Annotated in this window: 18 protein-coding genes; 1 reads left to right on the forward strand and 17 read right to left on the reverse strand. The window is 54.3% G+C overall.

Annotated features, from left to right (window positions below):
• Window positions 1-119: 119 nt before the first annotated feature.
• The 8 genes from JUF11_RS04675 to JUF11_RS04710 all read right to left on the reverse strand — a co-directional run bounded on the left by JUF11_RS04675 (window position 120) and on the right by JUF11_RS04710 (window position 7944).
• Window positions 120-473, reverse strand: a complete 354-nt coding sequence (locus tag JUF11_RS04675; RefSeq protein ID WP_125579498.1) for a type II toxin-antitoxin system PemK/MazF family toxin — start codon at window positions 471-473, stop codon at window positions 120-122.
• An 11-nt stretch (window positions 474-484) separates the two neighbouring features.
• Complete coding sequence (locus JUF11_RS04680; protein ID WP_125579497.1) at window positions 485-727, reverse strand: antitoxin; 243 nt, start codon at window positions 725-727, stop codon at window positions 485-487.
• Between the two features lie 87 nt (window positions 728-814).
• Window positions 815-1948, reverse strand: coding sequence for an alanine racemase (gene alr, locus JUF11_RS04685; protein WP_204118673.1), 1134 nt, complete (start codon window positions 1946-1948; stop codon window positions 815-817).
• Window positions 1949-1950: 2 nt separating this feature from the next.
• Window positions 1951-2307 (reverse strand): holo-ACP synthase, encoded by a 357-nt coding sequence (acpS, locus tag JUF11_RS04690; RefSeq protein ID WP_204118566.1) that lies wholly within the window; start codon window positions 2305-2307, stop codon window positions 1951-1953.
• 330 nt (window positions 2308-2637) lie between these two features.
• On the reverse strand, window positions 2638-4134 hold the full coding sequence (gene cshA, locus JUF11_RS04695) for a degradosome RNA helicase CshA (protein ID WP_204118567.1): 1497 nt from the start codon (window positions 4132-4134) through the stop codon (window positions 2638-2640).
• Window positions 4135-4750: 616 nt separating this feature from the next.
• The gene (locus JUF11_RS04700; protein WP_204118568.1) at window positions 4751-5593 is read right to left on the reverse strand and encodes a helix-turn-helix domain-containing protein; all 843 of its coding nucleotides are present in this window, start codon (window positions 5591-5593) and stop codon (window positions 4751-4753) included.
• 144 nt (window positions 5594-5737) lie between these two features.
• A complete protein-coding gene (locus JUF11_RS04705; protein ID WP_204118569.1) occupies window positions 5738-7126 on the reverse strand; it encodes a UDP-N-acetylmuramoyl-tripeptide--D-alanyl-D-alanine ligase in 1389 nt (462 codons plus the stop codon).
• Between the two features lie 59 nt (window positions 7127-7185).
• On the reverse strand, window positions 7186-7944 hold the full coding sequence (locus JUF11_RS04710) for a hypothetical protein (RefSeq protein ID WP_125579522.1): 759 nt from the start codon (window positions 7942-7944) through the stop codon (window positions 7186-7188).
• Between the two features lie 98 nt (window positions 7945-8042).
• Here JUF11_RS04710 and JUF11_RS04715 point away from each other — a divergent pair, with 98 nt between their 5' ends.
• A complete protein-coding gene (locus tag JUF11_RS04715; RefSeq protein WP_204118570.1) occupies window positions 8043-8675 on the forward strand; it encodes a thioredoxin domain-containing protein in 633 nt (210 codons plus the stop codon).
• 42 nt (window positions 8676-8717) lie between these two features.
• Here JUF11_RS04715 and JUF11_RS04720 read toward each other — a convergent pair whose 3' ends face one another.
• The 9 genes from JUF11_RS04720 to JUF11_RS04760 all read right to left on the reverse strand — a co-directional run bounded on the left by JUF11_RS04720 (window position 8718) and on the right by JUF11_RS04760 (window position 15152).
• Complete coding sequence (locus JUF11_RS04720; protein WP_204118571.1) at window positions 8718-9374, reverse strand: hypothetical protein; 657 nt, start codon at window positions 9372-9374, stop codon at window positions 8718-8720.
• A gap of 12 nt (window positions 9375-9386) precedes the next feature.
• The gene (locus tag JUF11_RS04725) at window positions 9387-10091 is read right to left on the reverse strand and encodes a hypothetical protein (RefSeq protein ID WP_204118572.1); all 705 of its coding nucleotides are present in this window, start codon (window positions 10089-10091) and stop codon (window positions 9387-9389) included.
• Window positions 10088-10507 carry a hypothetical protein gene (locus JUF11_RS04730; RefSeq protein ID WP_204118573.1) on the reverse strand — a complete coding sequence of 140 codons (420 nt, stop codon included), beginning with the start codon at window positions 10505-10507 and terminating at the stop codon, window positions 10088-10090. Before JUF11_RS04730 ends, JUF11_RS04725 begins: the two co-directional genes overlap by 4 nt.
• The gene (locus tag JUF11_RS04735) at window positions 10498-10746 is read right to left on the reverse strand and encodes a hypothetical protein (RefSeq protein ID WP_204118574.1); all 249 of its coding nucleotides are present in this window, start codon (window positions 10744-10746) and stop codon (window positions 10498-10500) included. Before JUF11_RS04735 ends, JUF11_RS04730 begins: the two co-directional genes overlap by 10 nt.
• Window positions 10736-11602, reverse strand: a complete 867-nt coding sequence (locus JUF11_RS04740) for an ATP-binding cassette domain-containing protein (protein ID WP_204118575.1) — start codon at window positions 11600-11602, stop codon at window positions 10736-10738. Before JUF11_RS04740 ends, JUF11_RS04735 begins: the two co-directional genes overlap by 11 nt.
• Window positions 11595-11966: a GntR family transcriptional regulator gene (locus tag JUF11_RS04745; protein ID WP_204118576.1), complete on the reverse strand. Its 372-nt coding sequence runs from the start codon at window positions 11964-11966 to the stop codon at window positions 11595-11597. The genes JUF11_RS04740 and JUF11_RS04745 overlap by 8 nt, the downstream gene beginning before the upstream one ends.
• A gap of 93 nt (window positions 11967-12059) precedes the next feature.
• The gene (locus JUF11_RS04750; protein ID WP_204118577.1) at window positions 12060-12725 is read right to left on the reverse strand and encodes a DUF2238 domain-containing protein; all 666 of its coding nucleotides are present in this window, start codon (window positions 12723-12725) and stop codon (window positions 12060-12062) included.
• A gap of 358 nt (window positions 12726-13083) precedes the next feature.
• Window positions 13084-13497, reverse strand: a complete 414-nt coding sequence (locus JUF11_RS04755; protein ID WP_204118578.1) for a hypothetical protein — start codon at window positions 13495-13497, stop codon at window positions 13084-13086.
• A complete protein-coding gene (locus tag JUF11_RS04760) occupies window positions 13494-15152 on the reverse strand; it encodes a MutS-related protein (protein WP_204118579.1) in 1659 nt (552 codons plus the stop codon). Before JUF11_RS04760 ends, JUF11_RS04755 begins: the two co-directional genes overlap by 4 nt.
• Between the last annotated feature and the right edge of the window lie 111 nt (window positions 15153-15263).

Raw genomic sequence — 15263 nt, forward strand, 5'->3', positions numbered from 1 at the left:
TGGCCATCTGGCTTCACAGACGATATTTTTCGGTTCAATAACAAAAAATCCACTCCGAAGAGTGGACCTTTCAAAAGATAAAAACTATTAATCAACACCATTTGACACAGAGCCTATGTTTAGACGACCTTTAGTCCCACCGAAATGGCGAGGGCGGTATCGACCGCTTTCATTTTAGCCGGGGTCAAGGCCGTGACCTTGTCTTGGAGGCGCTGCTTATCGATGGTGCGAATTTGCTCGAGTAAAATCACCGAGTCGCGCTCGATCCCATCTTCCTCCGCTAACAGCCCGACATGCGTGGGCATCTTGGGCTTGGCAATGCGGGAGGTGATTGCCGCCACGATCACAGTAGGACTGTAGCGATTACCCACATCGTTTTGAATGATCAAAACCGGGCGCATCCCGCCTTGCTCCGAGCCAATGACTGGCGATAGGTCGGCGAAGAAAACATCTCCGCGTTTAACAACGACCATAGCCCCCTCCTTTACCAACTTTCGGTCAACGCTTCACTTTCGCAAACCGTGAACTCGTTGGCGATTTGCGCATTCAACGCCCCCATTTTAACATAGCCAGCGATTAAAGCGGCTAATGCAGGATCGTCATCGGTCAGAAAACGGCGCAGCGCTAGTGCCACGACGGTTTGTTCGTCGACGCCATTGCCCCGACAGTACGCGTCAAGTAACTCGGCTAATGGCTGATCCAACTTGATTAAATCCCCTGCGTCCATTTCAAGACCCCCCTGTTCTCCAATTTATTTCATCGTATCACAGGGATAAGAAAAAACAACCGCCCATTTAAGGCGGTTGCTTGCTGATTACGCGTTGAAGGAATTGACTGAAACCCGCGGTAAACGTTCGCTCAAGCCACAGGCGATTTCATAGTGAATCGTGTGCGCATAATCCGCCACATCCTGCAGCGAAATGCTGGCGTCGCCACTTTGGCCAATCAGCACCACTGGCGTGCCAGCTGGCACTTCATGGGGCAGCCTAATCATGAATTGATCCATGCAGACACGGCCAACGATTTCGCAAGCCTGCCCGTCAACTAAGACGTGAAAACCTTGAAGGCGGCGCTGCCAGCCATCCGCATAACCCAGCGGCACGGTGCCAATCCATTCATCCTTAGCAGCATGATAGGTGGCACCGTATGAGACGGCCTCGCCCGCTTCAATCTGTTTCACAAAGCTCAAGGAGGACTTCAACGTCAGCGCTGGCTCCAGCGGATAAGGTGTGGCTTCAATCGAACGGCCTGAAGGATTCAGCCCATACATCGCCACCCCAAAGCGCACCAGGTTACAGTCACACGCGGCATGCCACAGGCTCGTGGCGGAATTGGCCACATGCACGTACTTGGGCCGCTCAGGCAAAGCAGCCAGGAAAGTTTTGAAACGCTCAACTTGCATTTTGAAGTAAGTCGGATCAGGTTCATCAGCGGTGGCAAAGTGGGTAAACAACCCTTCAATATGAAAAGCCGGCTGGCCGGCAATCACACTTAGCGCTTCCTGTAGCGCCGGCAGCGTGCGGAAACCAATCCGGCCCATGCCGGTGTCCAAGGCCAAATGGATCGTCAAAGGTGGCAAACTCTCCTCGGTCAGGCCTTTTTCGGCGCGCCGCAACCAGTCGGCATCCCCCACTGGCACAGCGATATGATTGGCCGCCGCAATCGGTGCATACTCAGGCTCAATAATGCCCAGCACCAAAATCGGTAGTGTGAAGCCAGCGCGGCGCAGTGCCAGCGCCTCATCCAGGACGGCCACACAAAAGCCGCTAGCACCAGCCGCCTGCGCAATCCGCGCCACCCGCAACAAACCATGACCATAAGCATCGGCCTTGACCACCGCGAACAGCGCGGTTTGATCAGGGAGTCCGGCAATGGCGTGCTGAACATTGTGGGCAATCGCCGTTTCATTGATTTCCACGCGACTTGGGCGCAGGGTTGCTGTTACCATACTCATGCTTGAGCCTCCAAAATCACTTCTGTCATCACTAACGTGGCGGTGTGCGAAATCGACACTAAGGCCTGACCTGGATACGGATGCCTGGTGATGACGGGTTTGCCTTTGTCATCATCGAGTGTTTCCACGTCCTGCAGTTGCACCTGCCCTAAACCAGTACCATAAGCCTTGGCGTAGGATTCTTTTACCGAAAAACGCCCCGCCAAATACTCGACTGCCCGCGCGCCACTAAACTTGGTAAATTGGGCGTACTCGTTGGGCGTCAGCACCTTATTCGCAAAGCCAGTATTCTTGTTCTGCGCGGCTTCAATCCGCGCCAGTTCGGTTAGGTCGATGCCTAAACCAGCAATCATCGCGCCCACCCTTTCTCATGTGTTGTTTTCATTATAAGCCTGAAGGGTCTTCATGTCTGGCGCATCGGGTTGAAAATTGTTCATCGTGGCATGAATCCTACAGGTAGCGGAGGGTGGCCGCAGTTAGCAGGATGGGTAGCCTAGGCCAAGGCATTGCCGTCGCACTTAGACGGCGAGGCTTTGGTCGTAGCTAGCCACTCCGGCGTTGGCCAACCGCAGCGTAACTCCAGGCTGCGAAGCTGGGCGCTTTTAGTCCGACAGATAGCCTAGGTAGCTGGTTTGCCACCACTTTAATGCAAAAAGCTCGCCTCCGCAGAGACGAGCTTTCGGTTACTTCTTAAAACTGCGCTTGGCGCCTTGACGTTCCGACCGCTTTTCAGAAAAGCGGCGGCTCTTGTCAAAATCGCGCTTGCCGCGACCACTGCTGTGGCCATTGCGGTTGTTGCCGCGATAGCCGCCGTGACTGTTGTTGCCACGATAGTTACCACGACCATGACCGTGATGAGGCAACGGCCGTTCTGGGGTGATTTTGACTGGCACTGCAGAGGCATCTTCAGGCGAAACGGCCTTCAGGTACGCTGAGACCAGATCCAAGGCACTGTATTGTTCCAGCAACCCTTCGGCCATTGGCTGATACTTTTCCAAGTCGTCAGCATCGGTCATCTGCCCCTTGATGGTTTCAAGCCCGGTCGAAACTTGGCCGATGAAGGCTTCTTTTTCTGTCGGTGGCTTCAGTGGCAACATCCGCTTCTTGGTCAAATCCTCAATGGAGTGCAGGTATTCGACTTCGTTCGGGGTGACGAGCGTGACAGAAACGCCCTTCTTCCCGGCCCGGCCCGTCCGGCCGATACGGTGAACATAGCTGTCAGGATCTTGCGGAATGTCGTAGTTGTAAACGTGCGTCACGCCACTGATATCCAAACCACGGGCCGCCACATCGGTAGCCACGAGAAAATCAAGCTCGCCGGCTTTGAACTGACGCAGCACGCTCATGCGCTTTTGCTGGGTCAAATCGCCGTGAATGCCTTCAGCGCGGTAACCGCGTGCCTTCAAACCACGGGTTAATTCGTCCACGCGGCGCTTGGTGCGGCCAAAAATCAGGGTCAACTCTGGCGACTGAACGTCGAACAAGCGAGTCATGATATCAAACTTTTCATAATCTTTCGCGCGCACGTAGTATTGTTCCACGGTGTCGGCGGTTAATTCCTTGGACTTAATTTTAACGGTGACCGGTTCGTGCATGAACTTGTTAGCCAACTTCATGATCTGCTGGGGCATCGTGGCTGAGAACAGCAAGGTCTGACGGCCTTCAGGTGCCTGTTCCACAATTTTTTCAATGTCTTCGATGAAGCCCATGTCGAGCATTTCATCCGCTTCATCCAGCACCAACGTCTTTAAGTTGGCCAGCTTCAGGGTGTGGCGGTTGATGTGATCAAGTAGCCGCCCGGGGGTCCCCACAACGATTTGCGGGTGGTCCGCCAAACCGCGAATTTGGCGGCGGATATCGGCCCCACCATAAACGGCTTGGACTTTGATATGCTTGTCGCTGCCGAGGCGGTACAGTTCTTCTTGCGTCTGGACAGCGAGTTCACGGGTCGGGGAAATGACCAGTGCTTGGACAAACCGATCGCTTAAGTCCATGGCTTGCAAGATTGGCAAACCGAAGGCAGCCGTTTTCCCTGTCCCGGTTTGCGCTTGGCCAATCACATCTTTGCCTTGCAGTACCAGCGGAATGGTTTGTTCCTGAATCGGTGTTGCTTCTTCAAACCCAGACCGTGAGATAGCTTTCAGCAAATCGTGATCGAGACCTAATTCTTTAAATTTCAAGCAAGTTCCTCCTTGTGTGTTCACCACACGCTCTTTTACAAACCAGAGCGTAGTGTAAGAGGCCCTGACTTTGTAAATATTCTAGTTTCTGACATGCCTTTTTCTGAAAAGCATCTCAAATAGCTTACCACGAATAAGCAGTGAACACAAACCAAGGCTGCAAGCAGGCGGCGGAGGGTGGCCGCTCTTAGCTGGATGGGTAACCTAGCTTAAGGCATTGCCGTCCGGTCTTGACGGTGAGGCCTTAAGCGTAGTTAACCACCCCAGCGTTGGCCACCCAGAGCGCGACTAAAGGCTGCGAAGGTCGGCCGCTCTTAGCCGGTCAGATAGCCTTTCTACCGCATGTCAGTCTGTACGTGCTTCACACTACAGACTGATCAAGCCTCGAGCATTAAAGCCGGTTTTTGGCTTTGAGGCTCGGGGCGTAGCTGCTGCCGCATGTCAGTCTGTACGCGCTAGCGCTACAGACTGATCAAACTGCACCGGCGTTGGCCGACCGGAGCGCAACTATGGCTGTGGCGATCAGCCACCTTTCGCCCGCCAAGTAGTCCAGGTTTGGTGGTACAAAAAAGGCCAGCGCCGCAAGCATCCGCAGTACTGGCCTTGGTTTACTTCATTAATTCATCAGCCCCAGCAACCCCGCATCAGACAGAAACGGCATGAACGCACGCGCCGCTTGACTGTCGCCGTTTTGCAGCAAGGCTTTAACATGTGCGGCGACTGCGGTTTCGGAAACAAACGGCGCCATCGCGGTGAGTCCTTTATCCAGTGAATCGGCCTGGGCCGCTTGCGTGAACAAATCATCCAAGGTTGGCTTGCTTAAGAATGGGAACAACTTCTTCACCGCTTTAAGACTGTGCGTTTGCCCCAAGATGGCCTGAGCAGTTTCGTCATTAGCATCATAAGTGCGAAATGGCGCTAGTTTGAATAACAGCGCCTGATCGGCCTCCTTGGTAACATCCAAATCGGCCACCAGCGGTTCGATATTCGCCTGGCCAATGAAAGGCGCCAGTTTGACCAAAGCTTCGTTAAACCCGGCCTCGTGCTTTTGCGCTTCCAGATGTTCAACCAAGGTGGCTTCACTCAAAAATGGCGCCACCATTTTTAGCTTATCCAACGGCAAGTCAACTTTAGCCGCTTTAGCTTCAACGGCTTGGGGCTTCATCACTGGCGCAGCGGCAGTTAAGGTCGTGCTATCAACTGCGGCGTCATCGTCATTAATGACAACCACAGTGTGCGCGCCTTCTTGAGAGCCAATAAGCGTGGCCAAATCCAGGTCTAGGGCCTCAGCCAGTTGCGCATATTTATCGATATCTGGCAGGCTCTGGCTCCGTTCCCAGTTGGAAACCGCCTGATAGGAAACGCCGAGCTGATCGGCGAGAGCACTTTGCGTCATGTTTTTGGCTTTGCGGGCTGTTGCGATTTGTTGACCAATATGTTGCGCATCGAAAATTTGCATTTGAAATTCCTCCTTGTTTCCGGTCGGCAATGCCTGACCGGTGCCTCTTGCTGTGAGGTTGCTTTCAGTCTAGCCGGCGCGCACGATTTTGCCTATCAACCAACGCTTGAGTATAAGAAAAGCGGCTCGCTGGCCGCTTTTTTGCTATTCGCTCGTGCCGTCAATTAAAGCCTGCAGCACATTTTCCAGGTGCAACCCATGGCTGGCTTTAAGCATCACCAAGTCGTCATGCATCACAGTATCTTGCAGCGCGACAATCAGGCGACGCTGTTCGGCCTTCGGAAAATAATGCACATGCTCCGGGGCATATTTTTCACTCAAGGCCTGCTTGAGGCTGACGATTTCATCCCCGTAGAGATAGACTTCCTGAATTTGATCAGGATCCAAAGCTTCGGCGACGCTGGCATGCAAGGCCGCCGAAGCTTCACCTAGTTCAAGCATATCCCCCAGCACGGCAATGCGGCGGCCTTGGCAAGGGAACTTCGCGAAGTCGCCCAGCACTGCCTTCATCGCCGTAGGATTGGCGTTGTAGACGTCGCTTAAAATCGACTCGCCGGCATCCCCCATCACCCATTGCGTACGGTTTTTGGTGACCGGAAAATCGCGCAAAGCACTTTGAATCGCTTCTGGCTTCACATGGAAGCGGCGGCCCACCAAAATCGCGGCTAAGGCGTTGGCCACATTCCATTCGCCCATCATCGGAATTGAGAACCGCAAATCTGGCCAGCGGGACAAGGAAAATTCGGTGCGTGTTTCACCGGCTTCAATATCGCGGGCGTAAAGCATATTTTCCGGCTCCAGGCCAAAGGTTTTTTGCTCTTGCGACACCTGTTCAGCCCGCTCGCGCAGTAGCGGCTCGTCGCCGTTATAAATGAACAAACCATCTTCTTTGAGGCCATCAGTGATTTCCATTTTGGCATCGGCAATTTTATCCCGCGTTTTGAAGAACTCGATGTGCGCTTCGCCAATCATCGTGATCACTGCCACATCAGGCGCCACGAGGTTGCTCAGTTCATGTAGCTGACCGGGGCGATCCATGCCCATTTCGACGACCAGCACTTCGGTATTGGTGTCCATGGCCAAAATCGTCATCGGCACCCCGATTTCATTGTTGTAATTATCTTGCGTCTTGATGACGTGGTACTGGGTGGCCAAAATTGCCGCCGTCATATCCTTGGTCGTGGTTTTCCCATTGCTACCGGTAATGGCCACCACTTTGGGATTAACCTTCATCAGCAGGTAATACCGCGCCAGCGTGTTCAACGCGGCCAAGGGATCTTCGACCACCAGCTGCGGCAAGCGCGTGGCAAAAGGCGCATGGTCGGCGGCCACAAAAGTCGCACAGGCGCCTTTGGCTTCCGCATTTGAAATGAACGTGTGCCCATCACGCTCACCTTGCAGCGGGATGAATAAATCGCCGGGTTGGAGCTTGCGCGTATCAAACGCGACGCCCGTAACCGTCGGCGCCAATGAATCCGGCACCGAATACTCGGCCCCCACAACCCGAGCGATTTCGCTTAACTTCATTTTCATGACTTACTCTCCTAGCGTTGATCCTTAGAATTCACAGCGTTCATATTGTAGCGCAATGCTCAGCGCTCTGCTACTTTTTCCCGCAGGCGCAGCTGCCACTGGTTGGTTTCGCGAATCAAACTCAACTCCCCGACGCGTTTGAGGCCATCTTGATCAAGTGGCTGTTCCGGAACAAAACGATTTTGTACCTGGTACAGTGGAATTTTAACTTGATCACGGCTAAACAAGCCGCGGCTGAAGTCGAGCAGCACCCCTTCTTCAAACAGCGGGAACAAATCGGCCAGCACCGTTGTCGATACCGCCGGGAAATGCTGGGCGCGCAGACGGAGCCAAAACGGCTGATCATTGGCTGCCAGCCGCAAATGCCGGACAATCGCCGTCGCTAGCGTCTGGCTGAAACGCTTGGTGGTGCGGAAATACATCGTCACCATGTCATTAGGCATCGGCAAGAACACCAGCTGATTTTGCAACTTATAGTAATACGGCGGGGTAATATGGGTCTTGGTGAACCCAAGGTAAAGTAACTCCGCAATTTCAGTCGGCAACAGCTCCCGCAGGTAATTGGCATGGCGGTAATCCAGCCAGCTACGCGTGCGAGCGGCTTTGCTGCGCATGAAAGTCTTGACCGCTTCCTCGCCGCTCACCTCGTTGAAGCCGGTGTGCGGATCGATGAATTCGTCCTCATCAACGGGCGGTAAAAGTAGTAAATGGCGAAACGGCGTCGGCGCTGAATTCAGCACATCGCTCGCCGAAATGCCGGCCGTTAAGAACATATTCGCCAGTGGTTCATAATGGACATAGACCAAAGTATTCCGCATCGTCATGACTCCTTCTCCTTACCCTCCGATTATACTTCAAAACCACCCTGCGCGCCTTCCACCTTTGGTAAGATAGACATTGAAATGAGGCGATAATGATGCTCAAATGGCCTGCCTTAGTGACGCCACCGGCTACCTTGCCCACCATCCCGCAACTGGCCGCAATTCCCGCTGACTATTATGCCCTGGTCGCCACCGGCCAGTGGCCACGGCGGTACTTTTTCCCCACGCCAGAACCCACCAGCGATGCCATCGACGGGGCGGTGATTCACGCCTTCGCCACCATTGGGCCGCGGCTTGAGGCGCCGCTGCCAGCGAACCTGGTGCCTTTTGCCAAAACTGATGCGCGGTATTTTTGCTTTGATCTGGCGCAAAATCCACCTAGTATTCGCTACATCGATACCGAAGTCGACCAATGGCTGACCTTAGCGCCAGATTGGGCCAACTTTTGGCGGCAACTGATTTGGCGCTCGCCCGAATTGGACGAAGCCCCATCGCCGCAAGCATTTGGCCATGCCGCCTTAGTAGCCGATGAAGCCGCCCTACCAGCCGTGCTGAGCTATGCCCGGATGAATTTGCCCGCGGATGATTACGGCGGCTGGCTCGTTTACTTCAGTCGCCAAGCTGAATTGGCATGCTCAGCCCCCTTCAAAGAAGAATTACAGTTTGCTCGTGATTACCGGTGGCGCCAATTTGACGCCGAAATCCGTTCCGCGTTGCCCAGTAGTTGAATATAAAAAAATCGGCCCAGCGCGGGTCGATTTTTTATGCGTTCAGGTTGGCCGGGTCACTTCACCTGATCGCAATTCAAAGCGCCGATATGCCCAAAACATCAGCCCCACCAGCACGAGACAAAGCAAGGCTAGCAGCAAGATAATCATCCAAGGCTGGCCACTAGGAGTAGCTGGTCGGTATAAGAATTTGGCCAACACTCCGGCCGGCCTACCGCTGGGATAAGTCTCGGCGCTAATCATCCCGCCAACCAGTGCTAAAGGGACGATCAGCTTCAAGCTATTGTGATAGGCCCGCAGCAGGGCCCCCGCGAGCGTCACCGCCAGCGTGCCGAGCAACAGGTACCCGCCGCGCAGGTCGTAGGTGCCATAACGATCGATATAAAACATCACCGTGCGCGGCGCCGTCAAACTGGCCGTCAACCAAAGGACCGCAGTAAACCACAAGGCACTGCCAAGGGCGACGCTTAGTTCACCGCTGACCATATGCCGCCGATTCAACCCATATTGAACTCCAAGCCGCGCCGTATGTAACGGCGTCAAAATCGCGCTGAGCAAAATCAATAGCCAAGGAAAGGTATAAAACACCTGGGCGGTCTGACTGTTCGCAGACGCAAAACCGGCCACACCAACGCCCATCAATAAATAGCGCGCTGCGCCATGTTTAAGTTGTATCAGTAACACCGACCGTAATTTCATGCTACTTTCCTCCTAGCGAGCCACCACTTCACTGGTTCGCAAGCTACGCCACAAGCCCCAAATACCAACGGCCGCCACAAGCCCCAGCAGCCGAGCCAGATGCCATGGCGTGCCCCACAAGCATTGACCCACTTGGTGCAACACCATGGCCACTGGCTTTGACAACATCACCGCCGCAATCAGCGCCACGATCACGATCACCACCACTGCTAGACCACTCATGACGACTTTGAAGCGCCGCGCAGGCCGCAGTCTGAGCGTGACTAAAAACAGCCAACCCTCTAAGCTACACACCGCCATCACCAGTAGCCACAGCAAGCCCAACTGAAGTGGCCCAGGATTCAGACCTGGTAGCAGCGTCCATGCAAAGCCGACCACTGGCTGGCTGAGGGCTTCTGCCACTGACACCAGCGCTAGCGCCAGGCAGCCCACTAAGGCAAATGTAGCCAGCGTACTTTTCAGCAAAGTCTGGCGGGCAGCCCCATATTGAAAGGCAAAGCTTAGGCCATCGTTGATGGTGATCAATGAAGCTCCCAGCAAGCCAAAAACCACGGCATACCCCATGAGCATGCTGAACATCACTTGCCAAAACGCGGGATCATCAGGATGCAGCAGTAGCACAATCACCGCTGCCCCGATGGTGACAAAGCCAAAAATAGCGCCAAACATCAGCAAAGCCACGGGTGCTTGCAGTTTCAACAAAACTTTGAATTTCATTGACCCACCTCCGGCAACAGCGGCGCTTCCAACCGCCGGTAAATCAGCCGGGTTGCCAATGCCCCAACCCCACTCACCACCAGTAAACCTAACGCCAGTGGCCACTGCTGGCTCCAAGTCCACCACAGCGCATGGAGTACCGGCGTCGTAGGGGCCTGACTGACGATTTGCGGCAGCGCGCCGCAAATCGTCAGGAGCAAAAACGCCGGTCCCAGCACCGCCCAGCCAAAGCGGCGATTTAAATTCCCGGCCCCAATCGCGAGCCCGCCCAATTGGCACACCACGAGCTGCAACCACATCACAATGGCAGTTAACCAACCCCCGGCCACGACTGGCTGCCCAGCCAAGTGAAGCAGCGCTAGCACTAGCCAGCTACCGCAGCTGCCAATCGTGGCTAAGATCAACATCACGACCATGCAACCCGCCACATGGTGCGCCGACTGATACCATTTTGAAAAGCAAAACCAGCGGTCCAGTCGATAGCAAACAAACCGCCGAAAAACGCCACAAACCATAATAAGTACCGCCCGGGCACCACCTCGCTACCCATGCCCAGTCCCAGCACCAGCGCCCCAATCCCGGCAAAGAGCATGCCGCCACCTAGAATTTTGCCCAGCTGAGTTAAGCTTAGCCCCAGCAATTGTTTAAACCGCATCGCTCTCATCCTCTCGCGTCAAGGCAATGAACAATTGCTGCAAATTAAGGGCCGTCACTTGCACCGCCGCCGGGGCCGGCGTGGCAGGCACATTCATCGTATAAGCAGTGGTCAGTTGACCCATCGTTGTTTGCGACAGAATTGGGGTCTCGGCTAAGTAAGTCGCCACTGCTTGGTGGGGGCCGCTAACGGCGCGGCCGCGCGCTTGCAGCGTTTCTGCCGCCTCGTCGATGGTGACGACGCCATGGGCAAGCACGAAGACGTGATCCACCAAGGTCGCAATTTCTTCAATTAAATGGGTGGCAATCACAAAAGTCCGCGGCCGCTGGGCGTACGTCGCGAGCAATTCCTGATAGAACTGTTCCCGATTCGGCGCATCCAGCCCTAACACCGGTTCGTCCAACAAAATAAAATCACACGGCACACACAGCGCAATGATCAACTTCACGATGGTTTTAAAGCCAGTGGACAGCTGCCGCAACTGCCGGGTCTGGTCCACGTGAAAAGCCTTCACCAGATGGGCGGCTAAAGCTTCATCAAAGCCGCCAAACATCAGCTTGGCAGTATGAAAGTGCCAGCTGACAGTTTTGTCGATCGGATACAGCGGCGAATCATTCATCAGATAAACCCGGTTCTGAATGGTTTCGTTGTCCACCACGGACTGGCCATCCATCGTGATGCTGCCACTGGTGGCCAAGGTGCGATTGTTGATCATCCGCAGCAGCGTACTTTTCCCCACGCCATTGCGCCCCAGCAACGCATAGATGTGCTCGGCCGCCAGGTTCAGGTCGACGCCTTTGAGCACCTGCTTGGCACCGTAACGCTTAGTCACCTGTTTAATCGTAATTTCACTCATGCCCATACCCTCTTTCAATGGCGGCGAGCAGATCCGCCTTGCTGACCCCAAGTTCCTTAGCGGTTTGCACCAGCGCCGCCACTTGCTCCGAATAAAATGCGCTTTGACGCTGCGCTTTCAGCTTAGCCTGAGCGCCAGTCGTCACAAACATCCCGAGTCCGCGCCGCTTCTCAATTAAGCCGGCCGCGACCAGTTGGTTCATCCCCTTCAGCACCGTGGCTGGGTTTAACTGATATTGCCGTGAAACTTCGGTCGTGGAGGGGATTTGGTCGCCTTCTGGAAACGCCCCGCTGAGAATGCCAGCCGTGAACGCATCGGCGACTTGTTGATACAGTGGAATCACACTATTCGCATCAAAATGCATTAGCGGCCTTCCTTTCTCTTGGTTAATTGGTTAGTTATATGAGCAACTAACCTACGGCATAAAAATACACCGCCATGAATGCGGTGTCAATCTTTATTTCGTCGTTAATTTAGTAAAGGTGAACGGCTGCAGCCACTTGTGATCACGGTTAAGCATGACATACGCCCAAACGGCCAGCACCAAGGCACCAAACACATCGGCGAACAAATCGCCCATCGTGTCCATCAGGGCCGCGCGCCCGACCAGCGGCACACCGTTAGCCAAAAAGCGCTGCATGTTCATGCCCAGCAAACCATCAAAGGTGAACTCATAAAACTCCCAGAACACGCCGATGGTGGTCCCAAAGCAAAACGCAAAGCCTGAGATCAGTAGCGGATCAATCTCTGCCCGCTTGGCAACCGGAGTGCGCGCGCTGTACAGCGCCAAGCCTAAACCGGCGAGCAGTGAAGCAGAGAAGAGATGTAAGAACTTATCCCAGTACGGAATATTGTAGAACTGCATCCCGGTACCCAGCAGCACCGAACCGAGAATAAAGCATTCGTAAATGACCTTCAGTACCAGTGGAAAGCGAAATTTAAAGCCGTGCTCAATGATCAGCGGCAAAAACGCCAGCAAGACACCTGCGGCCACCTGGGCCAGCAAGCCCTTTTGACCAGGGTAAATGGGATGCCCTGCCAGCAACGCCGGCAAACAGACGACATAGTAGCCCACCGCCCCTAGCAGATTCAGGCCATATAATCCTTTCAATAAACGCTGCATATCAGCCCACTCCTTTTCTTCTAGTGTACAGACCCCGCCCCTGCGCTGCAAATCGCGCTGCCTCATTCGAGGGCAAAAAAAAACCACCATCGCTGGTGGAAAAGTTTGGGGGAACTTTTTTGGGAGTGTAAGTTAGTGTGTAAGCATAAGGCTGATTTCCTGTTGCCTTACGATGATTTAATCATATAACTTATTCGCGAAATTTGAGTTCAGTTTTCGTAAAAATAATTTATTTAATGCACCAAGTCAATATCCACTGCCGGCATTGTTGGGTTATAGCACCTTGATTGCGGATTTGATGGTTAGCTCAGCCTAATATATCTTTTAAGATTTTGACAATTAGTTTGTGCACAATCAATCAAGCTTCAGCCTCACCTGTTATTTTTGTCATGCCCAGCTCAATCAACCAAGCCACCAAGGTCCCTACCGCAGCCAGCAGCCAAATTAAGCTGGCCGTTAACTGCAGTTGAAACCCCCAGGCCACCACCGCATACACCGCCGCGTTCAGACCAAGATCAAGCCCTAGCATCACCAGCTGCTGCCGCCCCCAGGTGGGCTGGATCCGCATCAAGGCCTTGCTAAAACCATCGGTGAACAAGCCGAGCCCAAAAGCGGCGCCATTCGCCACCACCATGTACCAAAAGGCCGCTCGCCAGGCATAGCCCAGCCAACTTAACACACCTAACTGCACGGCAATCATGGCACCAAGCGGCACCATGCCAATCATCAATAAGGCTAAGACGGCGCTGAGCCCCACCACCACCTGCTTCATTTGCTCTGCTCCACTTGTGGCCAAGTACGGGTCTGCTCAAACGCTGCCACCAAATCATGCGCGGTTTGAATAATCGGCTGGGGATAAGCCATGGTCGACAGCAGCGCGATTGCGTTATGCGAGGTTGCCGGCCCTTGATGCAACTGATAGTCGAAGGTCACACCACTGGCCGTCACCGTTTCTTGGAAATGCCAGTTAATCACCAAGGCTTTCAAGATCTCGGTCAGTTCACTGTCATGTGTCGCCACCATCACCCGCGCCTTGGTGCGACTGAGCCATTGCACGACACTGGCAGAAGCAGCAATGCGTTCAATGGTGTTGGTCCCTTTCAGAATTTCATCGATAAACCCGTACACGCGCTGACCTTGCGCGGCAAGTTTCAGCACGCGCTGAATGGCTTTGATTTCGGCGATGAAGTAGCTATCACCCGCTGTGATGTCATCTTGCACTGCCATGGCGGTCACCACATGCCCTGGGGCCAAGGCAAAACTGCTGGCCGTGGCAGTGTTGATGGTTTGCGCCAGCACACAGTTGATGGCCACACTCTTGACGTAAGTGGACTTCCCTGAAGCGTTACTGCCGGTGATCAACGCGGTTTGACGCCAGTCCAGGTCATTGGCCACTGGCTTTTTCAGTAGGGGATGCACCAGGCCTTGCGCTTCAACCGCATCCGCCGTAAAAGTCGGCTGGCAGGCCACCGGACTGGCTTGGCGGAAGTTGGCAATGGCAATCGCCACCTCCAACTGCCCCAGCTCCTGCCACAACGTCAGCGCCGCTTGCCGCTGCGCGGTCAACGTCTGCAGCACCGAGTTATAGGCGATAAACGGCAACATAAAACAAATGCCCAGATAATCCATCACCACTTCCAATTCCGTGCCGGTGTGGGTACGAAACACAAACGCATGCCGCGTGATCTGCTTGAGCGGGGCATAGGCCGCTTTCAAAGCAGCTTGCCGCGGGGTGTTAATGCCACTGAGCTGGTGGGCCGCAGCGATGGTTTGCACAAGATAGCGCATGGCGTTGAGTTCAAGCTCCAGCGCGTTGCGGCGCAACTGATAGTACACCAAGTTAAACAGCAAACTGGCAATCATCAGCAACACCCCAGCCAGCGGCACCACAAAAATCAGGGCGACGCCAACCAGCGGTAATAAGCCCAGCACCCGAAATTGCCAGCTGCCCGGTAGCACATGGTGATCGGCATTCAACAAGTACTGCTGCGACTGGTTGTGATCGACCTTACCGAGATGCGCAAAAGCGGTGCGCACCGCCATGCGCGCTGGTTGATTCTGGGCAAAAAAGGCAATCAGCTTTTCATCGGTTGCTGGTTGGCCAAAATAAAACCCGCGCATTTGTGCGTATAAAGCCTCTGCCCCCACACTTGATTCGGTCAGATTCACGCGCTGAAACACCTGCATCAAATTGAGATCATGCCAGGTCAAATCATCAATCGTGCTGCCTCGGGGATGGAGCTGGCGCTGCGCCGCATAGGCTTCTTGCAAACTGGCCTCACTGTCCTGCCGCGTGCGGCCTGGCAGCTGGCCCCACGACATCAACAGCCGCGTTTGCAACTGCTGGCGCGCTCGCCAGGCACTCAGCAACATGCCGCCAAATAACAGGGCCACTAAGCCCAATAGCCACCACCAAGTATTGTCCATTCGCCCAGCCTCACTTTGTCTTATTGCACTCAGAATAGCACTGGCGTACGGTCTGTCAATTTTAGGCGCGAAGAAAAGCAAAAATACCCCTTGACCTGTAACGCGTTACAT

It is taken from the genome of Lacticaseibacillus suilingensis (assembly GCF_016861845.1).
Lineage (GTDB): Bacteria > Bacillota > Bacilli > Lactobacillales > Lactobacillaceae > Lacticaseibacillus > Lacticaseibacillus suilingensis.

Excerpts from the sequence above, each read along its gene's own strand:
- JUF11_RS04675 (WP_125579498.1), bottom strand. The coding sequence starts at position 473 with ATGGTCGTTGTTAAACGCGGAGATGTTTTCTTCGCCGACCTATCGCCA.
- JUF11_RS04680 (WP_125579497.1), bottom strand. The coding sequence starts at position 727 with ATGGACGCAGGGGATTTAATCAAGTTGGATCAGCCATTAGCCGAGTTA.
- alr (WP_204118673.1), bottom strand. The coding sequence starts at position 1,948 with ATGGTAACAGCAACCCTGCGCCCAAGTCGCGTGGAAATCAATGAAACG.
- acpS (WP_204118566.1), bottom strand. The coding sequence starts at position 2,307 with ATGATTGCTGGTTTAGGCATCGACCTAACCGAACTGGCGCGGATTGAA.
- JUF11_RS04700 (WP_204118568.1), bottom strand. The coding sequence starts at position 5,593 with ATGCAAATTTTCGATGCGCAACATATTGGTCAACAAATCGCAACAGCC.
- JUF11_RS04705 (WP_204118569.1), bottom strand. The coding sequence starts at position 7,126 with ATGAAAATGAAGTTAAGCGAAATCGCTCGGGTTGTGGGGGCCGAGTAT.
- JUF11_RS04710 (WP_125579522.1), bottom strand. The coding sequence starts at position 7,944 with ATGCGGAATACTTTGGTCTATGTCCATTATGAACCACTGGCGAATATG.
- JUF11_RS04715 (WP_204118570.1), top strand. The coding sequence starts at position 8,043 with ATGCTCAAATGGCCTGCCTTAGTGACGCCACCGGCTACCTTGCCCACC.
- JUF11_RS04720 (WP_204118571.1), bottom strand. The coding sequence starts at position 9,374 with ATGAAATTACGGTCGGTGTTACTGATACAACTTAAACATGGCGCAGCG.
- JUF11_RS04725 (WP_204118572.1), bottom strand. The coding sequence starts at position 10,091 with ATGAAATTCAAAGTTTTGTTGAAACTGCAAGCACCCGTGGCTTTGCTG.
- JUF11_RS04730 (WP_204118573.1), bottom strand. The coding sequence starts at position 10,507 with ATGGTCGTGATGTTGATCTTAGCCACGATTGGCAGCTGCGGTAGCTGG.
- JUF11_RS04735 (WP_204118574.1), bottom strand. The coding sequence starts at position 10,746 with ATGCGGTTTAAACAATTGCTGGGGCTAAGCTTAACTCAGCTGGGCAAA.
- JUF11_RS04740 (WP_204118575.1), bottom strand. The coding sequence starts at position 11,602 with ATGAGTGAAATTACGATTAAACAGGTGACTAAGCGTTACGGTGCCAAG.
- JUF11_RS04745 (WP_204118576.1), bottom strand. The coding sequence starts at position 11,966 with ATGCATTTTGATGCGAATAGTGTGATTCCACTGTATCAACAAGTCGCC.
- JUF11_RS04750 (WP_204118577.1), bottom strand. The coding sequence starts at position 12,725 with ATGCAGCGTTTATTGAAAGGATTATATGGCCTGAATCTGCTAGGGGCG.
- JUF11_RS04755 (WP_204118578.1), bottom strand. The coding sequence starts at position 13,497 with ATGAAGCAGGTGGTGGTGGGGCTCAGCGCCGTCTTAGCCTTATTGATG.
- JUF11_RS04760 (WP_204118579.1), bottom strand. The coding sequence starts at position 15,152 with ATGGACAATACTTGGTGGTGGCTATTGGGCTTAGTGGCCCTGTTATTT.